We start from the raw sequence: 20,394 nt of genomic DNA, 5'->3' as shown, positions 1-20,394 counted from the left end.
TAAGTGAACGGCATTACCTCAATAGGCGCCTTTTATTATCTCATTTACACAAGAATCTGTATTTGTACAGACAAATAGGCACTTGGCCTACAGTAGGCCAAATACTCTCAATCCTTTGATTACTCGCTATTCTTTCAACAATGATGGCCTAACGACACAATCATGGCTGTCTTCAGCCAGCATCAGTAACTCTTCCACGCTCATCTTACCCAGTGAATCACTGCCAAGAAACGCCGCATAGCTTTCCACAGACGCCAATCGGTCAATCACGAAGCCTGGCAAGGTCTGGTTAAATTCAATGCGATCAAACTCACCACCAGCGCACGTTTTAAAAGAGCTGCCATTCCAGTAACCCTGAATCAGCCTAAGCCCTTCATCATGCTGCTTCGTTGTGGTCTCTAGAACCGACGTCGCTTCTTTCTGATAGTTTTCAAGCTGCTTGGCTTGGATAGGTAAGATTTTGCTATCAATACGATACTGTTGATACACAGCTTCGCCTGACTTATTGAAACGCACATGGACTCGATAGGGAACCAGCTCATTAGAAGAGTTACGCTGCTCGCCTTCACGAATGAATTCACGAAGCACGCCTTCTGACCAAGCATAATCAGTTTGGTACCAGCCGTAATCGCCGACAGTGACGTAGTCAGCTGAAGTATGAGGTTGTGTTAGCTTGTTTGTAACCCAGTAGAAACTCGTCGCGTCGCCCATGACTTGGCCGCCAGTGTGAGTTTCAAATTGCTCTAGGTTTTTGCGAGGGCTTGTTGAAGAACAGCCAATAAGAAATGTAGATAATAGTGAAACGAGAAGAAATGCTTTTTTCATAAAAACCTGTACCGAGGTGGAATACGACTACCTCGGTACAGTTTAGATTATTTCACTGAATCTTTCAGCGCTTTACCTGCAACAAATGCTGGAACATTTGCAGCAGCGATTTGGATCTCATCACCAGTTTTTGGGTTACGACCAGTGCGAGCTGCACGGTGGTTTACTTTAAAAGTACCAAAACCAATTAGCTGAACTTGATCGCCATCTTTAAGAGCATCTGTAACACCGCCAAGAGTCGCTTCTAGAGCAGCTTTAGCTTGTGCTTTAGAAAGGTCCGCTTTTTCAGCAATAAAGTCGATTAATTGAGTCTTGTTCATTTTAGGTTTCCCTTCTTTGTATTTTTGAATTCAATTCACTCTAAAACATAAATGCCCCATCTGGCAAAGGTTTGTCGTCGATCTTTAGCTCTAATGCCGTAGTTTTAGCCATAATATGAGTAATAACTCACAATTTGTTACTGATTTTATTAAGCAAGCCCTTGTTTAAAAGGGGCTGAGAGCAAAATTAATGATGACCTAGCCACTACTTTTTCACTATAATCCACGCTGAATCGCTGCTAAAGCGTACAATTTAATTTAAGGGCAAACATGCTGCTGCTATCTATTTACGTCTCCATTGCTATTGGAGTTTCTTTCATTTGTTCTGTTTTGGAAGCTGTACTTTTGAGTATTAGTCCGAGCTACATTGCTCAACTAAAACAAAATGGGCACCCTGCAGCAGAGTCTTTAGACAAACTGAAAACAGATATTGACCGCCCGCTTGCGTCAATTTTAACGCTCAACACCATCGCCCATACTATCGGTGCTGCGACAGCAGGTGCACAAGCGGCTGTCGTTTTTGGTAGCCAATGGTTAGGTGTCTTCTCTGCCGTGCTAACGCTAGGTATCTTGGTATTATCTGAGATTGTTCCAAAAACCATTGGTGCAACCTACTGGCGTCAACTTGCTCCTGCTTCGGCAAGCGTGCTTCGTTGGATGGTGTTCTTCCTAACACCGTTTGTATGGTTCTCAGAACAGATCACCAAACGTCTTGCTCGTGGCCACCAAGCACCAAAAATGCGTGATGAGTTATCTGCAATGGCGATTTTGGCAAAAGAGAGCGGTGAATTTGCAGAAGGCGAGTCAAAAATCCTGAGCAACCTACTGGGTATTCAAGATGTACCCGTGACTCAGGTAATGACGCCGCGCCCAGTGGTATTCCGTGTTGATGCGGAAATGAGTGTGAATACGTTCCTAGAACAACATAAAGACACGCCATTCTCACGTCCGCTGGTTTACAGCGAGCAGAGTGACAACATCATCGGTTTTGTTCACCGCTTAGAGCTGTTTAGATTGCAGCAAGCCGGTTGTGGTGAGAAAGCTTTGGGTGAAGTAATGCGCCCTATCCACGTGTTGCTGAACAACATGGGCTTGGCTAAGGCCTTTGACCAGATGATGGCAAACCGCCTGCAACTGTCTTTAGTTGTGGACGAATACGGCACTATTCAGGGCATCATCACCCTAGAAGACATCTTTGAGCACCTAGTGGGCGAAGAGATTGTCGACGAAGCGGATAAGACGACTGACATGCAAGAACTGGCGTTCCAACGCTGGGAGAAGTGGAAAGAGACACACGGTGTTATCGAAAACCGCGATGACGAGGACGAGGAAGAAACTCCAGCAGACAACGACTCTTCAGATGCAAAATCAACGAATGACGACGACGCATCAAAAGATAAGGCATCAAAAGACAAAGTGTAGAACAAAGACAAAAAAGACGCTTAATCTAAATTTGATACCGTCAGATACAACAAAGGCTCCCTAGGGAGCCTTTGTTTTTATTCGTACCTTGGTGCAATTGCGAATTATAGCGCAACACCAATGTTACTGACTGGGTCTTCACGCAGTTCGTGGCGTAGGTCTTTGATCAGCTCTAAGTCACGCTCAGTCGTTTCACGTAGAGGTCGGAAAATGGCCCACTGAACGTCCCACTCTTCACACACCGCTTCGTTTTCTTTCTGGTTTTCGTTCGTCACTTCTTCAGCGCCTTGAGCAAACTCAAGCTCAGCAACCGTCTTCACCGATTGTTGACTCACTTTAATTACCGCTTCCAACATATGTTCACGGTCAAGCAGACCATGAATTAGCGTTGCTAGGCCTTGGCATGCGTCCATTGCTGGGTAAACACCATAAAAATCAAAATCATCACCGCTAGGGAATAGCTCTTCAACCTTCTCAAGTTGACGCTCAAAGTTCACCTTTGCTGTTTTAACCGTCAGGATTTCCCAAATGCTATCCAAAACATCACGATAGATTCGAGCTTCCGCAAATTCTGTATTCTCACAAAACATGGCATAGTTAGGGTACATACGCTCACATAGACACGCCATAAAGGTAATTTGTTGCCAAGGTTCTAACTTTTCTAGACGAACCTGCAGTGGATTCTGAAGCATAGTCACTCAATAATTACAGAAAAAGACAGCGAAAGTGTACTTGATAAACCTAGGATGGAAAAGGTAGGCCGATGAACAATTTTACGAATAAGCTCTATATTCTTACTGAGCATGACGATACTTATACGCAACTGATTCTAAACCAAGGGTTACCTGACCTCGAAATCACTCAAAACCCCGAATTAGCTGAGATCGTGCTGGCTTCTCCTCCTTTAATCGCGGAGCGACTTAATGAGTTTAAACATCTAGACTGGGTGCAAAGTACCTACGCAGGAATCAATAAACTCACTCAGCCGGATCTTCGTCAAGATTATACGCTGACCAACGTCAAAGGCATCTTCGGCCCTGCGATTGCTGAATACGTGTTAGGTTACACGATCAGCCACTGTAGACACTTCCCTCACTACCACCAGCAACAAGCACAACGAAGCTGGCAGCCACAGCTATATACTAGCCTAACTGACAAAACCATGGTGATTTTAGGAACAGGTTCAATCGGAAGTCATTTAGCGAAAACCGCAGCTGCCTTTGGTATTCATACCATTGGAGTCAACCGTACCGGCATCCCATCAAAGCAAGAGACCTTTAAAGACACTTTCCACATCAATGAGATAGAGGCTGCCCTTAAGCAAGCCGATATTGTGGTCAACACCTTGCCATCAACCGCTGAAACCTATCAGCTGTTGAACCAAACCACGTTAGGTTACTGCTCTAATGTGTTGCTGTTTAATGTCGGTCGAGGGGAAAGCATCGACAATAAAGCCTTGTTGCTCGCCATAAAAAACAGATGGGTAGAACACGCATTTTTAGATGTGTTTGAAAGTGAACCCCTCTCGCAGGAGCACCCTTTCTGGAAACTACCGCAAGTCACCATCACTCCACACATCGCTGCACTCAGTGAGCCAAGACAAGTAGTCGAGATCTTCGCAGAGAATTACAAACAGTGGCGAGATGGCTTTACACTTAATCATGTCATCGATTTTGATAAAGGTTACTGATGTCCTCTTCGTTACTTAAAGAGATTCGACAATGCCGAGCTTGTGAGCCTCACCTATCACACGGTGCTAACCCGGTGATTCAAGCGCATCCAAACGCGCGCTTGCTGATCATAGGTCAAGCGCCGGGTATCAAGGTGCATGAGTCGTCGATCCCTTGGAATGACGCGAGTGGCGAACGATTAAGAGGATGGTTAGGGATAGATAGCGATACTTTTTACGACGAGCAAAAAGTCGCGATTGTGCCTATGGGGTTTTGTTATCCGGGGAAAGGGAAAAGTGGTGATCTTCCACCACGCAAAGAGTGCGCGGAGCTTTGGCATAACAAAGTGCTGCAATCTCTACCCAATATTCAAATGACATTGCTGATTGGCCAGTACGCACAAAACCATTACCTAACAAACAAGACCACCAGCACATTGACCGAAACCGTGCGTGATTGGCAAAGGTGGGCGCCTGAGTTTTTGCCATTACCCCACCCTTCGCCACGCAATAATATCTGGCTCAAGAAGAACCCTTGGTTTGAAAGTGAAGTCATTCCTTATATCAGGAAACACATCTCTGAGCATTTGGCCTACCATGATCCAAATACCTAATTAACTGCACACAACAAGATTAAACCGCCATCAAATGCCAATTTCAGGCAATAAAAAAGCGCTGTTGGTTTCCCAACAGCGCTTTCAATAATCTTACTCAGAATTACTTGTGGTAAGGCTTAGACAATTCGTGAACAGCGTCAACGAATACACCAGCGTTCTCTGGCGGTACATCTAAGTGGATACCGTGGCCTAGGTTAAATACATGACCTGTACCACCGTCGCCGAAGCCTTCAAGGATGCTGCCCACTTCTTCGCGAATACGTTCAGGCTGAGCGTAAAGCATTGAAGGATCCATGTTACCTTGCAGAGCAACTTTGTCGCCGATGCGAGCTTTTGCATCTGCGATGTTGATTGTCCAGTCTAGACCAACCGCATCACAACCTGTTGCTGCGATAGACTCAAGCCACATGCCACCGTTCTTAGTGAACAGAGTAACCGGTACTCGACGACCTTCGTTTTCACGGATTAGGCCATCAACGATTTTGTGCATGTATTGCAGTGAGAATAGGTTGTAGTCACGAGGAGTCAGTACACCACCCCATGTATCAAATACCATTACCGATTGAGCACCCGCTTTAATTTGCGCGTTCAAGTATTCGATAACACTGTCAGCCAGCTTGTCTAGAAGCAGGTGCAGCGTTTGTGGTTCTGCGTACATCATCTTCTTGATCTTAGTGAATGCTTTAGAGCTTCCACCTTCAACCATGTATGTCGCTAGAGTCCATGGGCTACCAGAGAAACCAATCAGTGGCACTTCGCCTTTCAGGTCTTTACGGATCTGACGAACGGCATTCATTACGTATTGAAGCTCGCCTTCTGGATCAGGTAGGCCAATCTTCTCTACGTCAGCTTTACACGTGATAGGACGCTCAAACTTAGGACCTTCACCTGTTTCAAAGTACAAACCTAAGCCCATTGCATCAGGGATAGTTAGGATGTCTGAGAACAAGATTGCCGCATCAAGCGGGAAACGACGTAAAGGTTGAAGTGTTACTTCTGATGCCAGTTCCGCGTTTTTGCACAAAGACATGAAATCGCCCGCTTCAGCGCGCGTTGCTTTGTATTCAGGAAGATAGCGGCCAGCTTGGCGCATCATCCATACCGGTGTGTAATCAACAGGCTGTTTTAAAAGTGCGCGTAAATAGCGATCGTTTTTTAATTCGGTCATTCCGTTAAATTCCAATTCAATCTTGTCTAGTTTTGATGGCAAGTATTCTAACACTGATTGAAGGGTAAAAGCTGTGTGCTTTGCAACCTAGATCAAGTTATTAACTTTTAAATCAATGCTTAATTTGCACCCAATTACGGGAGCATGTTAAAAATTTGTTCGCTAGCGAAAATTACAATTATAACATCTGAGTAGTCACTACTCAGCATCTCATAACGACATCTTACTTACCCCCTCCACTTGTGGAGGGTTTTTTTTAGCTTTTGATCACCCATAGGCCAAATACTATCACAGGCAAATTAGTGCTCTAGTATCTGCTCAGTCACACCATCTTTCATCACGTCATCAACGGTTTTCTCAATCAACTGTCTCGCAATGGTTCCAACAGGAGCAACATCAGGCAGGCTTGTTACGTCAAACCATTGAGCATCCGATAGCTCGCTGTAGTCAGGCTTGAGCGTACCACCAGCATAATCTGCGAGAAAGCCCATCATCATACTCGATGGAAACGCCCATGGCTGGCTGCCAAAATAACGAATATTATCGACATCGATACCCGTTTCTTCTTTGACTTCTCTTGCCACACACTGCTCTAAGGTCTCTCCGACCTCTAGGAAGCCCGCTATCACGGTATACATACCTGTCTTATGTCTTGGGTGCTGCGCAAGCAATATCTTGTTGTCGTTTCGTACAGCGACAATGATGCACGGGAAGATACGAGGATAATGAAGTGTGCGGCAATCTCCACACTGCATCGCCACCTGGTTATGGTTGAGATGATTTCGACCACCACACTGAGGGCAAAAACGCATACTTTGAGTCATATGCCCATATTGGATGGCTTTGCTTGCAGTCAAGAAACTCACTTCAGGCCAGTGCAGTAACTCTCTTAGGCTGACCATGCTCAGCTCATTCTCCACATCACAATCGTTGAGCCAATACACCTTGCGACCTTGATGCTGACCAATACAGATTGCATGCTCCACACTCAGCCCAAGCTCTTCAGCAGAGCCAAACGGAAACTGATCATTATTAACCCAAATATCACTACCAGAAACGACGCACCAATAAGCTTGCTCTGTCATTTTGTTATCACTTTTTTTTAACATCCCTATGCCTCATTGCTTGCAGTTCGTTCATTTTACTGGCAATCTAATTTCATACTAGAGTTGTAGCAGAGAATATTTCAAGCTATTACTTTTAGTAGCTACCAATAAAACGGACCCTGCTTAGGCAATTACTTGATCACAAGGTTGTGATCAGATCATGAGGACATGGTCATGCTAAATAAATTCAAACAAATACAAGAACAATGGGGTGGCTCTAATGAGGTCATCGATCATTGGCTCGAAACTCGACAGTCTCTAATCGTTGAGTATTGTAAGCTAGGTGCCTTGCAGCCAGCTAGCAACGGGCAATCAAACGTTGTTGAACTCCCTTCCCCTAAAGAAATAAGCTCATTCTGTGATCATGTTGTCGATTATATCTCAGAGGGTCATTTTAAGATCTACGATATGGTCATGAAAAAATGGCAAGCAACAGGCTTTAAAACCAATGACGAGATTGATACAACTTACGCGAAGATCGTATTTACAACCGAGCCGCTTCTAGAATTCAATGATAAGTACGTTAAAGTAAATGCAGACGATGAGTTGCCTAACTTCGAAGGAGATATGTCCAAAGTAGGTGAACTACTCGAACTACGTTTTGAAGTAGAAGATAATCTTATCCAGCTTATTGCAGACAGTTTAGCGATTCCACCAGGCGCTTAGTTAGCCGAATCCTTAATAAGCTTGCCTCTGTGCAAGCTTTTTGTTTTGTCTGTAAGGTTATCCAAACTACCCAGAACCTTTCAGACAGAGCTTACTCGCTCGCCCTGACCTTTAGCCATAAGCATATGGTTACAGCCCTAATCAGCCTAGTCATCTCTACCCTTTATCTTACTGGCCTCAAAGAGCACTCTTCAGGACATAAATCCAACCTCACCAGCTAGATAAGCACACCTATCACTTTATAAGTCATAGCTAAATACCAATACGCCAGATACAAAAAAGGCACCCGAAGGTGCCTTTTTCTTATCTCTTAGAGACTACTCGTAGAGCTTACTCTTCTGAAGAGAAACCAGCGTTTAGAAGTGCTGCTAGATTGTCAGTAGCTTGTTCAGCTGAAGGACCTTCTTGCTCTTCTTCACGTTGTTTTTGACGCTCTTGGTGGTATGCGAAACCAGTACCAGCTGGGATCAGACGACCAACAATTACGTTCTCTTTCAGGCCGCGAAGGTCATCACGCTTACCAGAAACCGCAGCTTCTGTTAGTACGCGAGTCGTTTCTTGGAACGATGCAGCTGAGATGAATGACTCAGTTGCAAGAGATGCTTTAGTAATACCTAGTAGATCACGTTCGAAACGTACTAGTTCTTTACCTTCAGCTTCTAGCTTACGGTTAGCAATCTTAACATTGTGGTACTCAACTTGTTCGCCAGGTAGGAACGGAGAGTCACCAGAATGAGTGATTGTACACTTACGTAGCATTTGACGAACGATAGTCTCGATGTGCTTATCGTTAATCTTTACGCCTTGTAAGCGGTAAACTTCTTGAACTTCGTTCGCGATGTACTGAGTTACTGCGTGGATACCACGTAGACGCAGGATATCGTGTGGAGTTTCAGGACCGTCGGCGATTACATCACCACGTTCAATCTTCTCACCTTCGAACACGTTCAATTGACGATGCTTAGGAATCATCTCTTCGTAAGCGTCACCGCCTTCACGAGTGATTACTAGACGACGCTTACCTTTCGTTTCTTTACCGAAAGACACAGTACCTGTGTGCTCAGCAAGGATCGCAGGCTCTTTAGGCTTACGAGCTTCGAATAGGTCAGCTACGCGTGGTAGACCACCGGTGATATCTTTGTTTCCGCTCGATTTTTGAGGGATACGAGATAGTGTGTCACCGATGCCAACTTCAGCGCCATCTTCGATGTTTACAATCGCTTTGCCAGGTAGGAAGTAGTGAGCTGGCATATCAGTACCAGGGATCATTACGTCGTTACCTTGCTCATCAACAAGTTTGATAGCTGGACGCATATCTTTACCTGCTGCTGGGCGAGCTGCTGCGTCTGTAACTTCACTTGAAGAAAGACCCGTTAGATCGTCAGTTTGACGAGAAACTGTAATACCATCGATCATATCTACGAATTGGATACGACCTGCCACTTCAGTGATGATTGGCATGGTATGCGCTTCCCAGTTAGCTACAACTTCACCAGCAGTAACTGCTGCGTTGTCGCCTTTGGTTAGCATCGAACCGTAAGGAAGTTTGTGCTTCTCTTTAGTACGGCCGAATTCATCAATAATCGTCATCTCAGATGCACGAGAAGTGATAACCAGTTTCTTATCTTTGTTAACTACGAACTTAGCATTGTGAAGTTTCACAGTACCAGTTGTCTTAGCTTGGATGCTGTTCTCTGCTGCTGCAGTAGATGCCGCACCACCGATGTGGAACGTACGCATCGTTAGCTGTGTACCCGGTTCACCGATAGATTGTGCAGCGATAACACCAACTGCTTCACCTTGGTTCACTAGGTGACCACGTGCTAGGTCACGACCGTAACACTGTGCACAACAACCGAAGTCTGCATCACAGGTAACAACAGAGCGCACTTTCATGCTATCTACTGAGTTGTCTTCCATGATTTGACACCACTTCTCATCAATCAGAGTATTACGTGGAATCAGTACATCTTCAGTACCAGGCTTAAGAACGTCTTCAGCTACTACACGACCTAGAGCAAGCTCAGAAAGTGCAACTTTAACGTCACCACCTTCGATGTGAGGCATCATGTCGATACCTTCATGCGTGCCACAGTCATGTTCGTGTACTACAACGTCTTGAGCAACGTCTACTAGACGACGAGTTAGGTAACCCGAGTTTGCTGTTTTCAGTGCTGTATCCGCAAGACCCTTACGAGCACCGTGCGTTGAGATAAAGTACTGAAGGACGTTTAGACCTTCTTTAAAGTTCGCTGTGATCGGCGTTTCGATGATTGAACCATCTGGACGCGCCATCAGACCACGCATACCTGCTAGCTGACGAATCTGAGCTGCAGAACCACGTGCGCCCGAGTCGGCCATCATGTAGATGCTGTTGAACGATTCTTGCTGTTCTTCTTCGCCGTCACGGTTGATAACTGTTTCAGAAGATAGGTTATCCATCATTGCTTTCGCAACGCGGTCATTCGTAGATGCCCAGATATCGATAACTTTGTTGTAACGCTCACCCGCAGTAACAAGACCAGATTGGAATTGCTCTTGGATTTCGCGAACTTCTTCTTCAGCAGATTCAATTTCATCGTATTTCGCTTGAGGTACAACCATATCGTCGATACCTACAGAAACACCAGAAAGTGCAGCGTATGCAAAACCTGCGTACATGATTTGGTCAGCAAATACTACTGTATCTTTTAGACCAAGCTTACGGTAACACTCGTTAAGAAGAGTAGAGATCTGCTTCTTACCTAACTTTTGGTTAACGATGCTGTACGGTAGGCCAGCTGGAACGATTTGCCATAGCATTGCACGGCCGACAGTTGTATCAACCATCTTCGTTTCAGTAGTGCTGTTACCATCTTCGTCTACTACAGTTTCGGTGATACGTACTTTAACGCGAGCGTGTAGCTCAGCAGTCTTAGTACGGTATGCCTTTTCAGCCTCAGCAGGGCCAGCAAGGTACATACCTTCGCCTTTCACGTTGATCTTGTCACGTGTCATGTAGTAAAGACCCAATACAACGTCCTGAGAAGGTACGATGATCGGATCACCTGACGCTGGCGACAGAATGTTATTCGTCGACATCATCAGTGTACGTGCTTCAAGCTGTGCTTCTAGAGTTAGAGGCACGTGTACCGCCATTTGGTCACCATCGAAGTCGGCGTTGTATGCCGCACACACTAGTGGGTGAAGCTGAATCGCTTTACCTTCGATTAGTACTGGTTCAAACGCTTGGATACCTAGACGGTGAAGTGTAGGTGCACGGTTAAGCAGTACTGGGTGTTCGCGGATTACTTCGTCCAGGATATCCCAAACGATAGCTTCTTCGCGCTCTACCATCTTCTTAGCAGCTTTGATTGTCGTAGCCATGCCACGAGTTTCTAGCTTGCTGTAGATGAACGGCTTAAATAGCTCAAGTGCCATCTTCTTAGGAAGACCACACTGATGTAGACGAAGGTATGGACCTACTGTGATTACAGAACGGCCAGAGTAGTCTACACGTTTACCTAGAAGGTTCTGACGGAAACGACCTTGTTTACCCTTGATCATATCAGCAAGAGATTTCAGAGGACGCTTGTTAGAACCAGTGATAGCACGACCACGACGACCGTTATCTAGAAGTGCATCAACAGACTCTTGCAGCATACGCTTTTCGTTACGTACGATGATGTCCGGAGCAGCTAGCTCTAGAAGGCGCTTCAAACGGTTGTTACGGTTGATCACACGACGGTAAAGGTCGTTCAGATCTGAAGTCGCAAAACGACCGCCATCTAGTGGTACTAGAGGACGTAGATCTGGCGGCAGAACCGGAAGTACAGTCAGAATCATCCATTGCGGATCGTTACCCGATGCAATGAACGCTTCAACTAGCTTCAGGCGCTTAGTAACTTTTTTACGCTTAGTTTCTGAGTTAGTCGTTTCTAACTCTTCGCGCATTTCTTCCACTTCTTGATGAAGGTCCATTGTTGCAAGCAGATCTTTGATCGCTTCAGCACCCATCTTAGCAGTAAATTCGTCACCCCACTCTTCTAGACGATCCAGATACTCTTCTTCAGTAAGCATCTGAGATTTTTCTAGATCAGTCATACCTGGTTCAGTTACTACGTACATCTCGAAGTAAAGAACACGTTCGATATCACGTAGAGGGATATCCATTAGTAGACCGATACGAGACGGCAGTGATTTTAGGAACCAGATGTGAGCAACTGGTGAAGCTAGCTCGATGTGGCCCATGCGGTCACGACGAACTTTAGTTTGTGTAACTTCAACGCCACACTTCTCACAGATAACACCACGGTGCTTCAGGCGCTTGTATTTGCCACAAAGACATTCGTAGTCTTTAACTGGACCAAAAATACGTGCACAGAACAGACCATCACGTTCAGGTTTGAACGTACGATAGTTAATTGTTTCCGGCTTTTTAACTTCACCAAAAGACCATGAACGGATCATGTCTGGTGAAGATAGACCGATTTTGATTGCATCAAATTCTTCGGTCTTATGCTGTGCTTTTAGAAAGTTTAATAAGTCTTTCACATTCAGCTCCTGTAAGGAGTTAAAGGAGCTCACTGCTGTAGCAAGCTCCCTTTTACCAAATAATCCTATCTTCTTTTAAAAAGAAGGAGGGATTACTCTTCGTCTTCTAGCTCGATGTTGATACCTAGCGAGCGAATCTCTTTCAACAGTACGTTGAACGACTCAGGCATACCAGGTTCCATGCTATGGTTACCGTCTACGATGTTCTTATACATCTTAGTACGGCCGTTAACGTCATCTGACTTAACTGTTAGCATTTCTTGTAGAGTATATGCAGCACCGTATGCTTCTAGTGCCCATACTTCCATCTCACCGAAACGCTGACCACCGAACTGAGCTTTACCACCAAGTGGTTGCTGAGTTACTAGGCTGTAAGAACCAGTTGAACGAGCATGCATCTTGTCATCAACCAAGTGGTTCAGTTTCAGCATGTACATGTAACCAACAGTTACAGGACGCTCAAACGAATCACCAGTACGACCATCAAACAGTTTAAGCTGACCAGATTCTGGCAGATCACCCAGTTTAAGTAGTTCTTTGATTAGAGACTCAGAAGCACCGTCGAACACAGGAGTAGCAATCGGTAGACCGCCACGTAGGTTCTTGATCAGTGTACGAACTTGATCATCAGACAGTTCAGCAATATCAACTTTCTGACGAGTATCACCAAGATCGTAAACCTTCTGTAGGAACTCACGGAACTTATGCAGTTCTTGTTGTTCCTTAACCATTTGGTTGATCTTGTCACCGATACCTTTCGCAGCCAAACCTAAGTGAACTTCTAGGATCTGACCGATGTTCATACGCGATGGTACACCCAGCGGGTTAAGTACGATGTCTACAGGCTGACCTTTCTCATCGTATGGCATGTCTTCAACAGGGTTAATCTTAGAGATTACACCTTTGTTACCGTGACGACCGGCCATCTTATCACCAGGCTGGATACGACGTTTAACCGCTAGGTAAACTTTAACAATCTTAAGAACGCCAGGCGCTAGATCATCACCTTGAGTGATTTTACGACGCTTAGTTTCAAACTTCTTATCGAAGTCTGCTTTTAGCTCATCCCACTGCTCAGCAAGTTGCTCAAGCTGTGTTTGTAGCGCATCGTCTTCTAGAACTTGCTCTAGCCATTGCTTACGACCGATAGTATCAAGCTTAGCTTCAGAGTAACCACCTGACAGAAGTACAGCTTTAACACGGTTAAGAAGGCCACCCTCAAGAATTTGGAACTCTTCAGTTAGGTCTTTCTTAGCTTCTTTAAGCTGCATCTGTTCGATTTCAAGTGCACGCTTGTCTTTCTCTACGCCATCGCGAGTGAAGACTTGTACATCGATGATAGTACCCGAAACAGAGTTTGGTACACGTAGAGAAGTATCTTTAACATCAGATGCTTTCTCACCGAAGATAGCACGTAGTAGCTTCTCTTCAGGAGTCAGTTGAGTTTCACCTTTAGGGGTTACTTTACCAACTAGGATGTCGCCACCCTTAACTTCAGCACCAATGTAAACGATACCTGACTCGTCTAGTTTAGACAGAGCAGACTCACCTACGTTTGGAATATCAGCTGTGATCTCTTCAGAACCCAGCTTAGTATCACGAGCCACACAAGATAGTTCTTGGATGTGGATTGTCGTGAAACGGTCTTCTTGAACTACGCGCTCAGATACTAAGATCGAGTCTTCGAAGTTGTAACCGTTCCAAGGCATGAATGCGATACGCATGTTTTGGCCAAGAGCTAGTTCACCAAGGTCTGTTGAAGGACCATCAGCAAGAACATCGCCACGTGCAACTGGTTCACCAGGAAGTACAGTTGGACGTTGGTTAATACATGTGTTTTGGTTCGAACGCGTGTACTTAGTTAGGTTGTAGATATCGATACCAGCTTCGCCAGGTACCAATTCATCTTCGTTAACCTTAACTACGATACGAGAAGCGTCTACAGACTGAACTTGACCACCACGTTTAGCAACCGCTGTAACACCAGAGTCAACTGCGATGTTACGTTCGATACCAGTACCTACTAGAGGCTTATCAGCCTTAAGTGTTGGTACAGCTTGACGTTGCATGTTGGCACCCATCAATGCACGGTTCGCATCATCGTGTTCTAGGAACGGGATAAGCGAAGCAGCGATAGATACTACTTGGTTTGTCGCAACGTCCATGTAGTCAACGTGATCGCGTGGGTGAAGACCAGATTCACCTTTTTGACGAGCTGTGATTAGCTCATCTGCAAACGTACCTTCTTCAGTAAGAATGGTGTTTGCTTGCGCGATTACGAATTGACCTTCCTGGATTGCAGACAGGTAATCAACTTCTTCTGTTACTACACCATCTACTACACGACGGTACGGAGTTTCTAGGAAACCGTAATCGTTACAACGTGCAAACGCAGATAGTGAGTTAATTAGACCGATGTTTGGACCTTCAGGCGTTTCGATCGGACATAGACGACCGTAGTGAGTTACGTGAACGTCACGTACTTCGAAGCCTGCGCGCTCACGAGTAAGACCACCAGGACCTAAAGCAGAGATACGACGTTTGTGCGTAACTTCTGACAATGGGTTGTTTTGGTCCATGAACTGTGAAAGCTGTGAAGAGCCAAAGAATTCTTTAACTGCAGCAGAGATCGGCTTAGCGTTGATAAGATCTTGAGGCATGATTGCATCAAGGTCACCAAGGCTTAGGCGCTCTTTAACGGCACGTTCTACACGAACTAGACCAACACGGAATTGGTTTTCTGCCATTTCACCTACAGAACGGATACGACGGTTGCCAAGGTGGTCGATATCGTCCACTTCACCAATACCGTTACGGATACCAATCAGTTTCTTCATCACTTCGATGATGTCTGATTCATCCAGAGTACCGCGCTCTTCTTCTTCTTCACGCTCGATAGAGCTGTTGAACTTCATACGGCCTACAGTTGATAGGTCGTAACGTTCTTCAGAGAAGAATAGGCTTTCGAATAGAGACTCTGCAGCTTCTTTCGTTGGTGGCTCGCCAGGACGCATCATGCGGTAGATTTCTACCAATGCAGAGATGCGATCTACTGTGCTATCTGCACGTAGAGTGTCTGACATGAATGGACCGTGATCTAGGTCATTCGTGAACAGAGTTTGTAGAGCCTTGTGGCCTGCTTGAGACAGGTTAGCAAGAGCTTCTAGGCTAATCTCTTGGTTCGCGCCAACGATGATCTCGCCAGTTGCTTCGTTGATGTAATCTTTAGATGCAACTTTACCAACGATGTACTCTACTGGTACTTCGATGTGCTCAACGCCATCTTTTTCAAGTTGACGGATATGGCGAGCAGTAACACGACGACCAGTCTCAACGTAAGTTTTTCCGTTTGCTTCGATGTCGAATGACGCAGTTTCACCACGTAGACGATCAGGAACCAACTCCATAAGAAGAGTTTGGTCTTTAACTTCGAAGTTCACCTTGTCGAAGAACAGATCTAGGATCTCTTCAGTCGATTTACCAAGTGCACGAAGAATAATCGATGCTGGTAGCTTACGACGACGGTCGATACGTACGAATAAGTTATCCTTAGGATCGAACTCAAAGTCTAACCATGAGCCACGGTAAGGAATTACACGTGCGTTATAAAGAACTTTACCTGATGAGTGGGTCTTACCCTTATCACTGTCGAAGAACACGCCTGGGCTTCGGTGCAGCTGGGATACGATAACCCTCTCGGTACCATTAATTACGAAAGTACCATTGTCTGTCATAAGCGGAATTTCGCCCATGTAGACTTCTTGTTCTTTAATGTCTTTTACAGTACCTGCTGGTGCATCTCGATCAAAGATAACTAGACGTAGTTTTACGCGTAGTGGCTTTGAGTAAGTAACACCGCGGATTTGACATTCTTTAACGTCAAAAACTGGCTCACCAAGACGGTAGCTAACGTATTGCAGCTCAGAATTGCCGTTGTAGCTCTGAATTGGAAATACAGAACGGAAAGCAGCTTCAAGACCGTATTGACCTTCTGGATCCTGTTCGATGAATTTGTCGAAAGAATCAAGCTGGATCGATAACAGGTATGGAATGTCCAAAACTTGTGGACGAGTACCAAAATCCTTACGGATGCGCTTTTTCTCGGTATAAGAGTAAACCATGGGGTTCCTCAGCTCGCTGATAAGTGACCCAAACCACCCAAAACACTCTTCAGAGGGGGTGGTGACAAACAGCTGTTTAGTGGTAGTGAACAATCATTTCGAAAAAATGACTGTTTTTTTGCTCGGATTATGACGGTTAAACAGCGGAAATTTCGTCATAGCCCTACAGCGCAAAAAGGCCGGTGGTTAATAAACCACCAGCCATTAGCCTTGCGGCTATGAAATTAAGTAATAATTACTTGATTTCAACAGAAGCGCCAGCTTCTTCTAGCTGTGCTTTAAGAGCTTCAGCTTCAGCTTTGTCAACGCCTTCTTTAAGCGCTGCAGGAGCTGAGTCTACAAGACCTTTAGCTTCTTTAAGACCTAGGCCAGTTGCGCCACGTACAGCTTTGATAACTTGTACTTTGTTAGCGCCAGCAGCAGTTAGGATAACGTCGAATTCAGTTTGCTCAGCAGCAGCGTCGCCGCCAGCTGCGCCACCAGCTACAACTGCAGCTGCAGCTGAAACGCCGAATTTCTCTTCCATAGCTTCGATAAGCTCAACAACTTGCATTACAGACATTTCTGCAACTGCGTCTAGGATTTGCTCGTTAGTAATAGACATAACAATTCTCTTTTAAGTCAACAATAAGTTTAATTTGCAACCAGTGAAAAGCAAGGCTTAAGCCGCTGCTTCTTCTTTTTGGTCACGTAGTGCAGCGATAGTACGAACCAGCTTGCCAGCAGAAGCTTCTTTCATGCACATCATTAGGCGTGCGATAGCTTCGTCGTAAGTTGGTAGTGTCGCTAGTACTTCAGCATCAGTAACTGCGCCTTCAAATGCAGCAGCTTTGATCTCGAAATCTTTGTTCTCTTTAGCGAAGTCTTTGAAAAGACGCGCTGCAGCACCTGGGTGCTCGTTAGAGAACGCGATCAGAGTTGGACCAGTGAAAGTGTCTACTAGACACTCGTAGTCTGTACCCTGAACCGCACGGCGTGCTAGTGTGTTACGAACAACTTTCATGTAAACACCCGCTTCGCGAGCTTGTTTACGTAGAGAAGTCATTGCGCCAACTTCAACGCCACGAGAATCAGCTACAACTGCAGAAAGTGCACCACTGGCAGCTTCGTTGACTTCAGCAACAATTGCTTTTTTGTCTTGAAGATTTAAAGCCATTTGGATTAACCTCTGGTTGTGATTACAGCACCCAATACAAAATGTATTGAGCGTTTACGATGTTATTTAAAAATGAATAAATCCACTTCAAACCACAACATCGCCTACGTAGGTTTTATTAAGCTATCAATAATCTAATGAAAATCGACAGCGCCTACGGTCTTGGGATAGATGATTTCAAATTGCTTTAAAACCACCCAACCACAAATATTAGGCGCAGAAGTATACACTAAATCTGCGCCTAAGCAAATTAGTTTGCTTGAGTATCAAGACTAGCTTGATCAACAGCAACACCAGCACCCATCGTAGTAGAGATGCTTACTTTCTTCAGGTAAGAACCCTTAGCTGAAGAAGGCTTAGCTTTCTTAAGAGCAACTAGAAGTGCTTCTAGGTTCTCTTGAAGCTGGTTAGCTTCGAAAGATGCTTTACCGATAGTAGTGTGGATGATGCCGTTCTTGTCGTTACGGTAACGAACCTGACCAGCTTTAGCGTTCTTAACCGCTTCAGCAACGTTAGGAGTTACAGTACCAACTTTAGGGTTTGGCATAAGGCCGCGTGGACCTAGGATTGTACCTAGTTGACCAACAACACGCATTGCATCTGGAGAAGCAACAACTACGTCGAAGTTCATTTCGCCTTTTTTCACTTGCTCAGCAAGATCTTCCATACCAACGATATCTGCGCCAGCAGCTTTAGCAGCTTCTGCGTTTGCACCTTGAGTGAAAACAGCAACGCGGATGTCACGGCCAGTACCGTGAGGTAGCACTGTTGCGCCACGAACGTTTTGGTCAGATTTACGAGCATCGATGCCTAGGTTAACAGCAACATCTACAGACTCAACGAATTTAGCAGTCGCTAGTTCTTTAAGAAGAGCAACAGCTTCGCTGATTTCGTATTCTTTAGTTGAGTCAACTTTGTCGCGGATTACGCGCATACGCTTAGTAAGTTTAGCCATGATCTTATCCCTCTACCACTAGGCCCATTGAACGAGCAGTACCAGCAATAGAACGTTTCATTGCTTCGATGTCAGCACCAGTCATATCAGCAGCTTTAGTTTCTGCGATTTCCTGAACTTGAGCGTCAGTAACAGTACCAACTTTCTCAGTGTTTGGACGACCTGAACCAGACTTAACGCCAGCAGCTTTCTTAAGAAGAACAGCAGCAGGTGGAGTCTTAGTTACGAACGTGAAAGAACGGTCGTTGTAAACAGTAATAACTACTGGAGTAGGTAGACCTTTCTCAACAGATTCTGTTTTTGCGTTGAACGCTTTACAGAATTCCATGATGTTCACGCCGTGTTGACCTAGAGCAGGACCAACCGGTGGACTTGGGTTTGCCATACCAGCTGCAACTTGCAGTTTGATATAAGCTTCAACTTTCTTAGCCATGATATTTCCTAATATTTTGGGTACATGCGCTAGCCGCAAGGCGAGCTCCCCATAAATTCAATTAACTCTTTTTCACTTCCACAGAAGCAAAAAGGCGCGAAATTATAATCATAATTCGCGCCTTTAACAACCCTAAAAAGGTGATTTTTTATACTCTTTTATTTTGAACAACTTATGAAGTATTTATCCACAGCTTGTTCAAAACTTAGAGTTTTAGTCCAGTTTTTCAACCTGACCAAATTCAAGCTCAACCGGTGTTGCACGACCAAAGATCGATACAGATACCTTAATGCGGCTTTTCTCGTAATCTACTTCTTCAACAGTACCGTTGAAGTCAGCAAATGGACCATCGTTCACACGAACCACTTCACCCGCTTCGAACATTGTCTTAGGACGTGGAGACTCGCTCGCTTTCTCTAGACGGTTCAAGATAGCATCAGCTTCTTTATCAGTGATTGGTGCAGGACGATCAGAGGTACCACCAATGAAGCCCATAACACGCGGAATGCTGCGTACTAAGTGCCATGATTCATCATTCATGATCATTTGAACTAATACGTAGCCAGGGAAGAATTTACGTTCACTTTTACGGCGTTGGCCTGCACGCATTTCCACTACTTCTTCAGTAGGTACTAGCACATCGCCAAATAGTTCTTCCATGTTGTGCATTTTAATATGCTCGCGTAGCGACTGTGCAACACGACCTTCAAAGCCAGAAAAGGCTTGAACTACATACCAACGTTTTTTTGGAGCTTCACTCATGAATCAGAACCCTCTACACCCCAGTTGCTAGAGAAACTAGACGGACCATAATGCCGTCAATTCCCCAAAGCACTAGAGACATAACAATACATACAGCTAAAACGATCAATGTAGTTTGCATAGTTTCTTGGCGAGTAGGCCAAACAACTTTACGAATCTCCATACGAGATTCTTTTGCAAAATCGATCGCAGCTTTACCTTTAGTTGTTGTTGCTGCAACGCCTAGTGCGGCAGCAATCAGCACAACTACACCTGCAGCGCGAATTACAACAGACAATTCACCATACAGGTAATTACCCACAACAGCAGCAGCCAACAGAACAAAAGCGACAATCCACTTCATTGTATCTGCTGCACCTGAGCTATCAGGAGTTTCAGCGTTTGCTTTCATAAAACCAACCTGTGATAAGTCTTAAATATAGACGACAATAACCCCGCTGTTGCAGGGCACATTCCTTTGCGTTGCAAAACAACACATCTAACAGTCATTTTAGTCAAAAAGACCGTTTAATTCTTTGCTAAGAGCAAAAATCGATGTCAAAACATCCAACTCTTTTTTTAGCGCAGAAAAAGGGCATCAAATGATGCCCTTTTTACTAGTGGTTCGTCAAATCTTATGCAAAGATTTTAGCTACAACACC

Annotated in this window: 17 protein-coding genes; 4 read left to right on the top strand and 13 right to left on the bottom strand. The window is 44.9% G+C overall.

Going from position 1 to position 20,394, the window contains the following annotated elements:
* Window positions 1-126: 126 nt before the first annotated feature.
* Window positions 127-825, bottom strand: a complete 699-nt coding sequence (locus tag AB4486_RS10410) for a DUF1481 domain-containing protein (RefSeq protein WP_017063655.1) — start codon at window positions 823-825, stop codon at window positions 127-129.
* A gap of 47 nt (window positions 826-872) precedes the next feature.
* A complete protein-coding gene (hupA, locus tag AB4486_RS10405) occupies window positions 873-1,145 on the bottom strand; it encodes a nucleoid-associated protein HU-alpha (RefSeq protein ID WP_004729753.1) in 273 nt (90 codons plus the stop codon).
* A gap of 270 nt (window positions 1,146-1,415) precedes the next feature.
* Here hupA and AB4486_RS10400 point away from each other — a divergent pair, with 270 nt between their 5' ends.
* Window positions 1,416-2,567, top strand: coding sequence for a CNNM domain-containing protein (locus AB4486_RS10400; protein ID WP_017062700.1), 1,152 nt, complete (start codon window positions 1,416-1,418; stop codon window positions 2,565-2,567).
* A gap of 104 nt (window positions 2,568-2,671) precedes the next feature.
* Here the strand turns inward: AB4486_RS10400 and AB4486_RS10395 are convergent, their stop codons facing one another.
* Window positions 2,672-3,259 carry a YjaG family protein gene (locus AB4486_RS10395; RefSeq protein WP_017062699.1) on the bottom strand — a complete coding sequence of 196 codons (588 nt, stop codon included), beginning with the start codon at window positions 3,257-3,259 and terminating at the stop codon, window positions 2,672-2,674.
* Window positions 3,260-3,330: 71 nt separating this feature from the next.
* On the opposite strand from AB4486_RS10395, the gene AB4486_RS10390 reads away from it, so the two are divergent.
* A complete protein-coding gene (locus AB4486_RS10390) occupies window positions 3,331-4,257 on the top strand; it encodes a D-2-hydroxyacid dehydrogenase (protein WP_372117109.1) in 927 nt (308 codons plus the stop codon).
* Window positions 4,257-4,850, top strand: a complete 594-nt coding sequence (locus AB4486_RS10385; RefSeq protein ID WP_017065640.1) for a uracil-DNA glycosylase family protein — start codon at window positions 4,257-4,259, stop codon at window positions 4,848-4,850. The genes AB4486_RS10390 and AB4486_RS10385 overlap by 1 nt, the downstream gene beginning before the upstream one ends.
* A 103-nt stretch (window positions 4,851-4,953) precedes the next feature.
* Here the strand turns inward: AB4486_RS10385 and hemE are convergent, their stop codons facing one another.
* Together hemE and nudC are read right to left on the bottom strand one after the other, a co-directional pair.
* The gene (gene hemE, locus AB4486_RS10380; RefSeq protein ID WP_017060530.1) at window positions 4,954-6,021 is read right to left on the bottom strand and encodes a uroporphyrinogen decarboxylase; all 1,068 of its coding nucleotides are present in this window, start codon (window positions 6,019-6,021) and stop codon (window positions 4,954-4,956) included.
* 299 nt (window positions 6,022-6,320) lie between these two features.
* Entirely contained in the window at window positions 6,321-7,130 is an 810-nt protein-coding gene (gene nudC / locus AB4486_RS10375; protein WP_017060529.1) for an NAD(+) diphosphatase, read from the bottom strand.
* A 165-nt stretch (window positions 7,131-7,295) separates the two neighbouring features.
* Between nudC and rsd the strand changes: the two genes are divergently transcribed.
* Entirely contained in the window at window positions 7,296-7,793 is a 498-nt protein-coding gene (rsd, locus tag AB4486_RS10370) for a sigma D regulator (protein WP_372117107.1), read from the top strand.
* Window positions 7,794-8,123: 330 nt separating this feature from the next.
* On the opposite strand, the gene rpoC is transcribed toward rsd, so the two are convergent.
* The 8 genes from rpoC to secE all read right to left on the bottom strand — a co-directional run bounded on the left by rpoC (window position 8,124) and on the right by secE (window position 20,144).
* Window positions 8,124-12,326 carry a DNA-directed RNA polymerase subunit beta' gene (rpoC, locus tag AB4486_RS10365; RefSeq protein WP_017060527.1) on the bottom strand — a complete coding sequence of 1,401 codons (4,203 nt, stop codon included), beginning with the start codon at window positions 12,324-12,326 and terminating at the stop codon, window positions 8,124-8,126.
* Window positions 12,327-12,418: 92 nt separating this feature from the next.
* Window positions 12,419-16,447, bottom strand: a complete 4,029-nt coding sequence (gene rpoB / locus AB4486_RS10360; protein WP_017060526.1) for a DNA-directed RNA polymerase subunit beta — start codon at window positions 16,445-16,447, stop codon at window positions 12,419-12,421.
* A 235-nt stretch (window positions 16,448-16,682) separates the two neighbouring features.
* Window positions 16,683-17,051 carry a 50S ribosomal protein L7/L12 gene (rplL, locus tag AB4486_RS10355; protein WP_017060525.1) on the bottom strand — a complete coding sequence of 123 codons (369 nt, stop codon included), beginning with the start codon at window positions 17,049-17,051 and terminating at the stop codon, window positions 16,683-16,685.
* 57 nt (window positions 17,052-17,108) lie between these two features.
* Complete coding sequence (rplJ, locus tag AB4486_RS10350) at window positions 17,109-17,603, bottom strand: 50S ribosomal protein L10 (protein WP_017060524.1); 495 nt, start codon at window positions 17,601-17,603, stop codon at window positions 17,109-17,111.
* Between the two features lie 250 nt (window positions 17,604-17,853).
* Window positions 17,854-18,558 carry a 50S ribosomal protein L1 gene (gene rplA / locus AB4486_RS10345; protein ID WP_017063651.1) on the bottom strand — a complete coding sequence of 235 codons (705 nt, stop codon included), beginning with the start codon at window positions 18,556-18,558 and terminating at the stop codon, window positions 17,854-17,856.
* A gap of 4 nt (window positions 18,559-18,562) precedes the next feature.
* Window positions 18,563-18,991 carry a 50S ribosomal protein L11 gene (gene rplK / locus AB4486_RS10340; RefSeq protein ID WP_010435555.1) on the bottom strand — a complete coding sequence of 143 codons (429 nt, stop codon included), beginning with the start codon at window positions 18,989-18,991 and terminating at the stop codon, window positions 18,563-18,565.
* Between the two features lie 213 nt (window positions 18,992-19,204).
* The gene (gene nusG / locus AB4486_RS10335) at window positions 19,205-19,753 is read right to left on the bottom strand and encodes a transcription termination/antitermination protein NusG (RefSeq protein WP_010435556.1); all 549 of its coding nucleotides are present in this window, start codon (window positions 19,751-19,753) and stop codon (window positions 19,205-19,207) included.
* Window positions 19,754-19,766: 13 nt separating this feature from the next.
* Window positions 19,767-20,144 (bottom strand): preprotein translocase subunit SecE, encoded by a 378-nt coding sequence (secE, locus tag AB4486_RS10330; RefSeq protein ID WP_010435558.1) that lies wholly within the window; start codon window positions 20,142-20,144, stop codon window positions 19,767-19,769.
* Between the last annotated feature and the right edge of the window lie 250 nt (window positions 20,145-20,394).

Origin of the sequence: Vibrio sp. 10N.222.55.C6, assembly GCF_041473395.1 — a bacterium.
Taxonomy (GTDB): Bacteria; Pseudomonadota; Gammaproteobacteria; order Enterobacterales; family Vibrionaceae; genus Vibrio; species Vibrio crassostreae_C.
The sequence above is the reverse complement of the archived record's forward strand: the minus strand, read 5'-3'. Positions and strand labels throughout refer to the sequence as shown.

Coding starts and splice junctions, on each gene's coding strand:
- AB4486_RS10410 (WP_017063655.1), bottom strand. CDS start 825: ATGAAAAAAGCATTTCTTCTCGTTTCACTATTATCTACATTTCTTATT.
- hupA (WP_004729753.1), bottom strand. CDS start 1,145: ATGAACAAGACTCAATTAATCGACTTTATTGCTGAAAAAGCGGACCTT.
- AB4486_RS10400 (WP_017062700.1), top strand. CDS start 1,416: ATGCTGCTGCTATCTATTTACGTCTCCATTGCTATTGGAGTTTCTTTC.
- AB4486_RS10395 (WP_017062699.1), bottom strand. CDS start 3,259: ATGCTTCAGAATCCACTGCAGGTTCGTCTAGAAAAGTTAGAACCTTGG.
- AB4486_RS10390 (WP_372117109.1), top strand. CDS start 3,331: ATGAACAATTTTACGAATAAGCTCTATATTCTTACTGAGCATGACGAT.
- AB4486_RS10385 (WP_017065640.1), top strand. CDS start 4,257: ATGTCCTCTTCGTTACTTAAAGAGATTCGACAATGCCGAGCTTGTGAG.
- hemE (WP_017060530.1), bottom strand. CDS start 6,021: ATGACCGAATTAAAAAACGATCGCTATTTACGCGCACTTTTAAAACAG.
- nudC (WP_017060529.1), bottom strand. CDS start 7,130: ATGTTAAAAAAAAGTGATAACAAAATGACAGAGCAAGCTTATTGGTGC.
- rsd (WP_372117107.1), top strand. CDS start 7,296: ATGGTCATGCTAAATAAATTCAAACAAATACAAGAACAATGGGGTGGC.
- rpoB (WP_017060526.1), bottom strand. CDS start 16,447: ATGGTTTACTCTTATACCGAGAAAAAGCGCATCCGTAAGGATTTTGGT.
- rplL (WP_017060525.1), bottom strand. CDS start 17,051: ATGTCTATTACTAACGAGCAAATCCTAGACGCAGTTGCAGAAATGTCT.
- rplJ (WP_017060524.1), bottom strand. CDS start 17,603: ATGGCTTTAAATCTTCAAGACAAAAAAGCAATTGTTGCTGAAGTCAAC.
- rplA (WP_017063651.1), bottom strand. CDS start 18,558: ATGGCTAAACTTACTAAGCGTATGCGCGTAATCCGCGACAAAGTTGAC.
- rplK (WP_010435555.1), bottom strand. CDS start 18,991: ATGGCTAAGAAAGTTGAAGCTTATATCAAACTGCAAGTTGCAGCTGGT.
- nusG (WP_010435556.1), bottom strand. CDS start 19,753: ATGAGTGAAGCTCCAAAAAAACGTTGGTATGTAGTTCAAGCCTTTTCT.
- secE (WP_010435558.1), bottom strand. CDS start 20,144: ATGAAAGCAAACGCTGAAACTCCTGATAGCTCAGGTGCAGCAGATACA.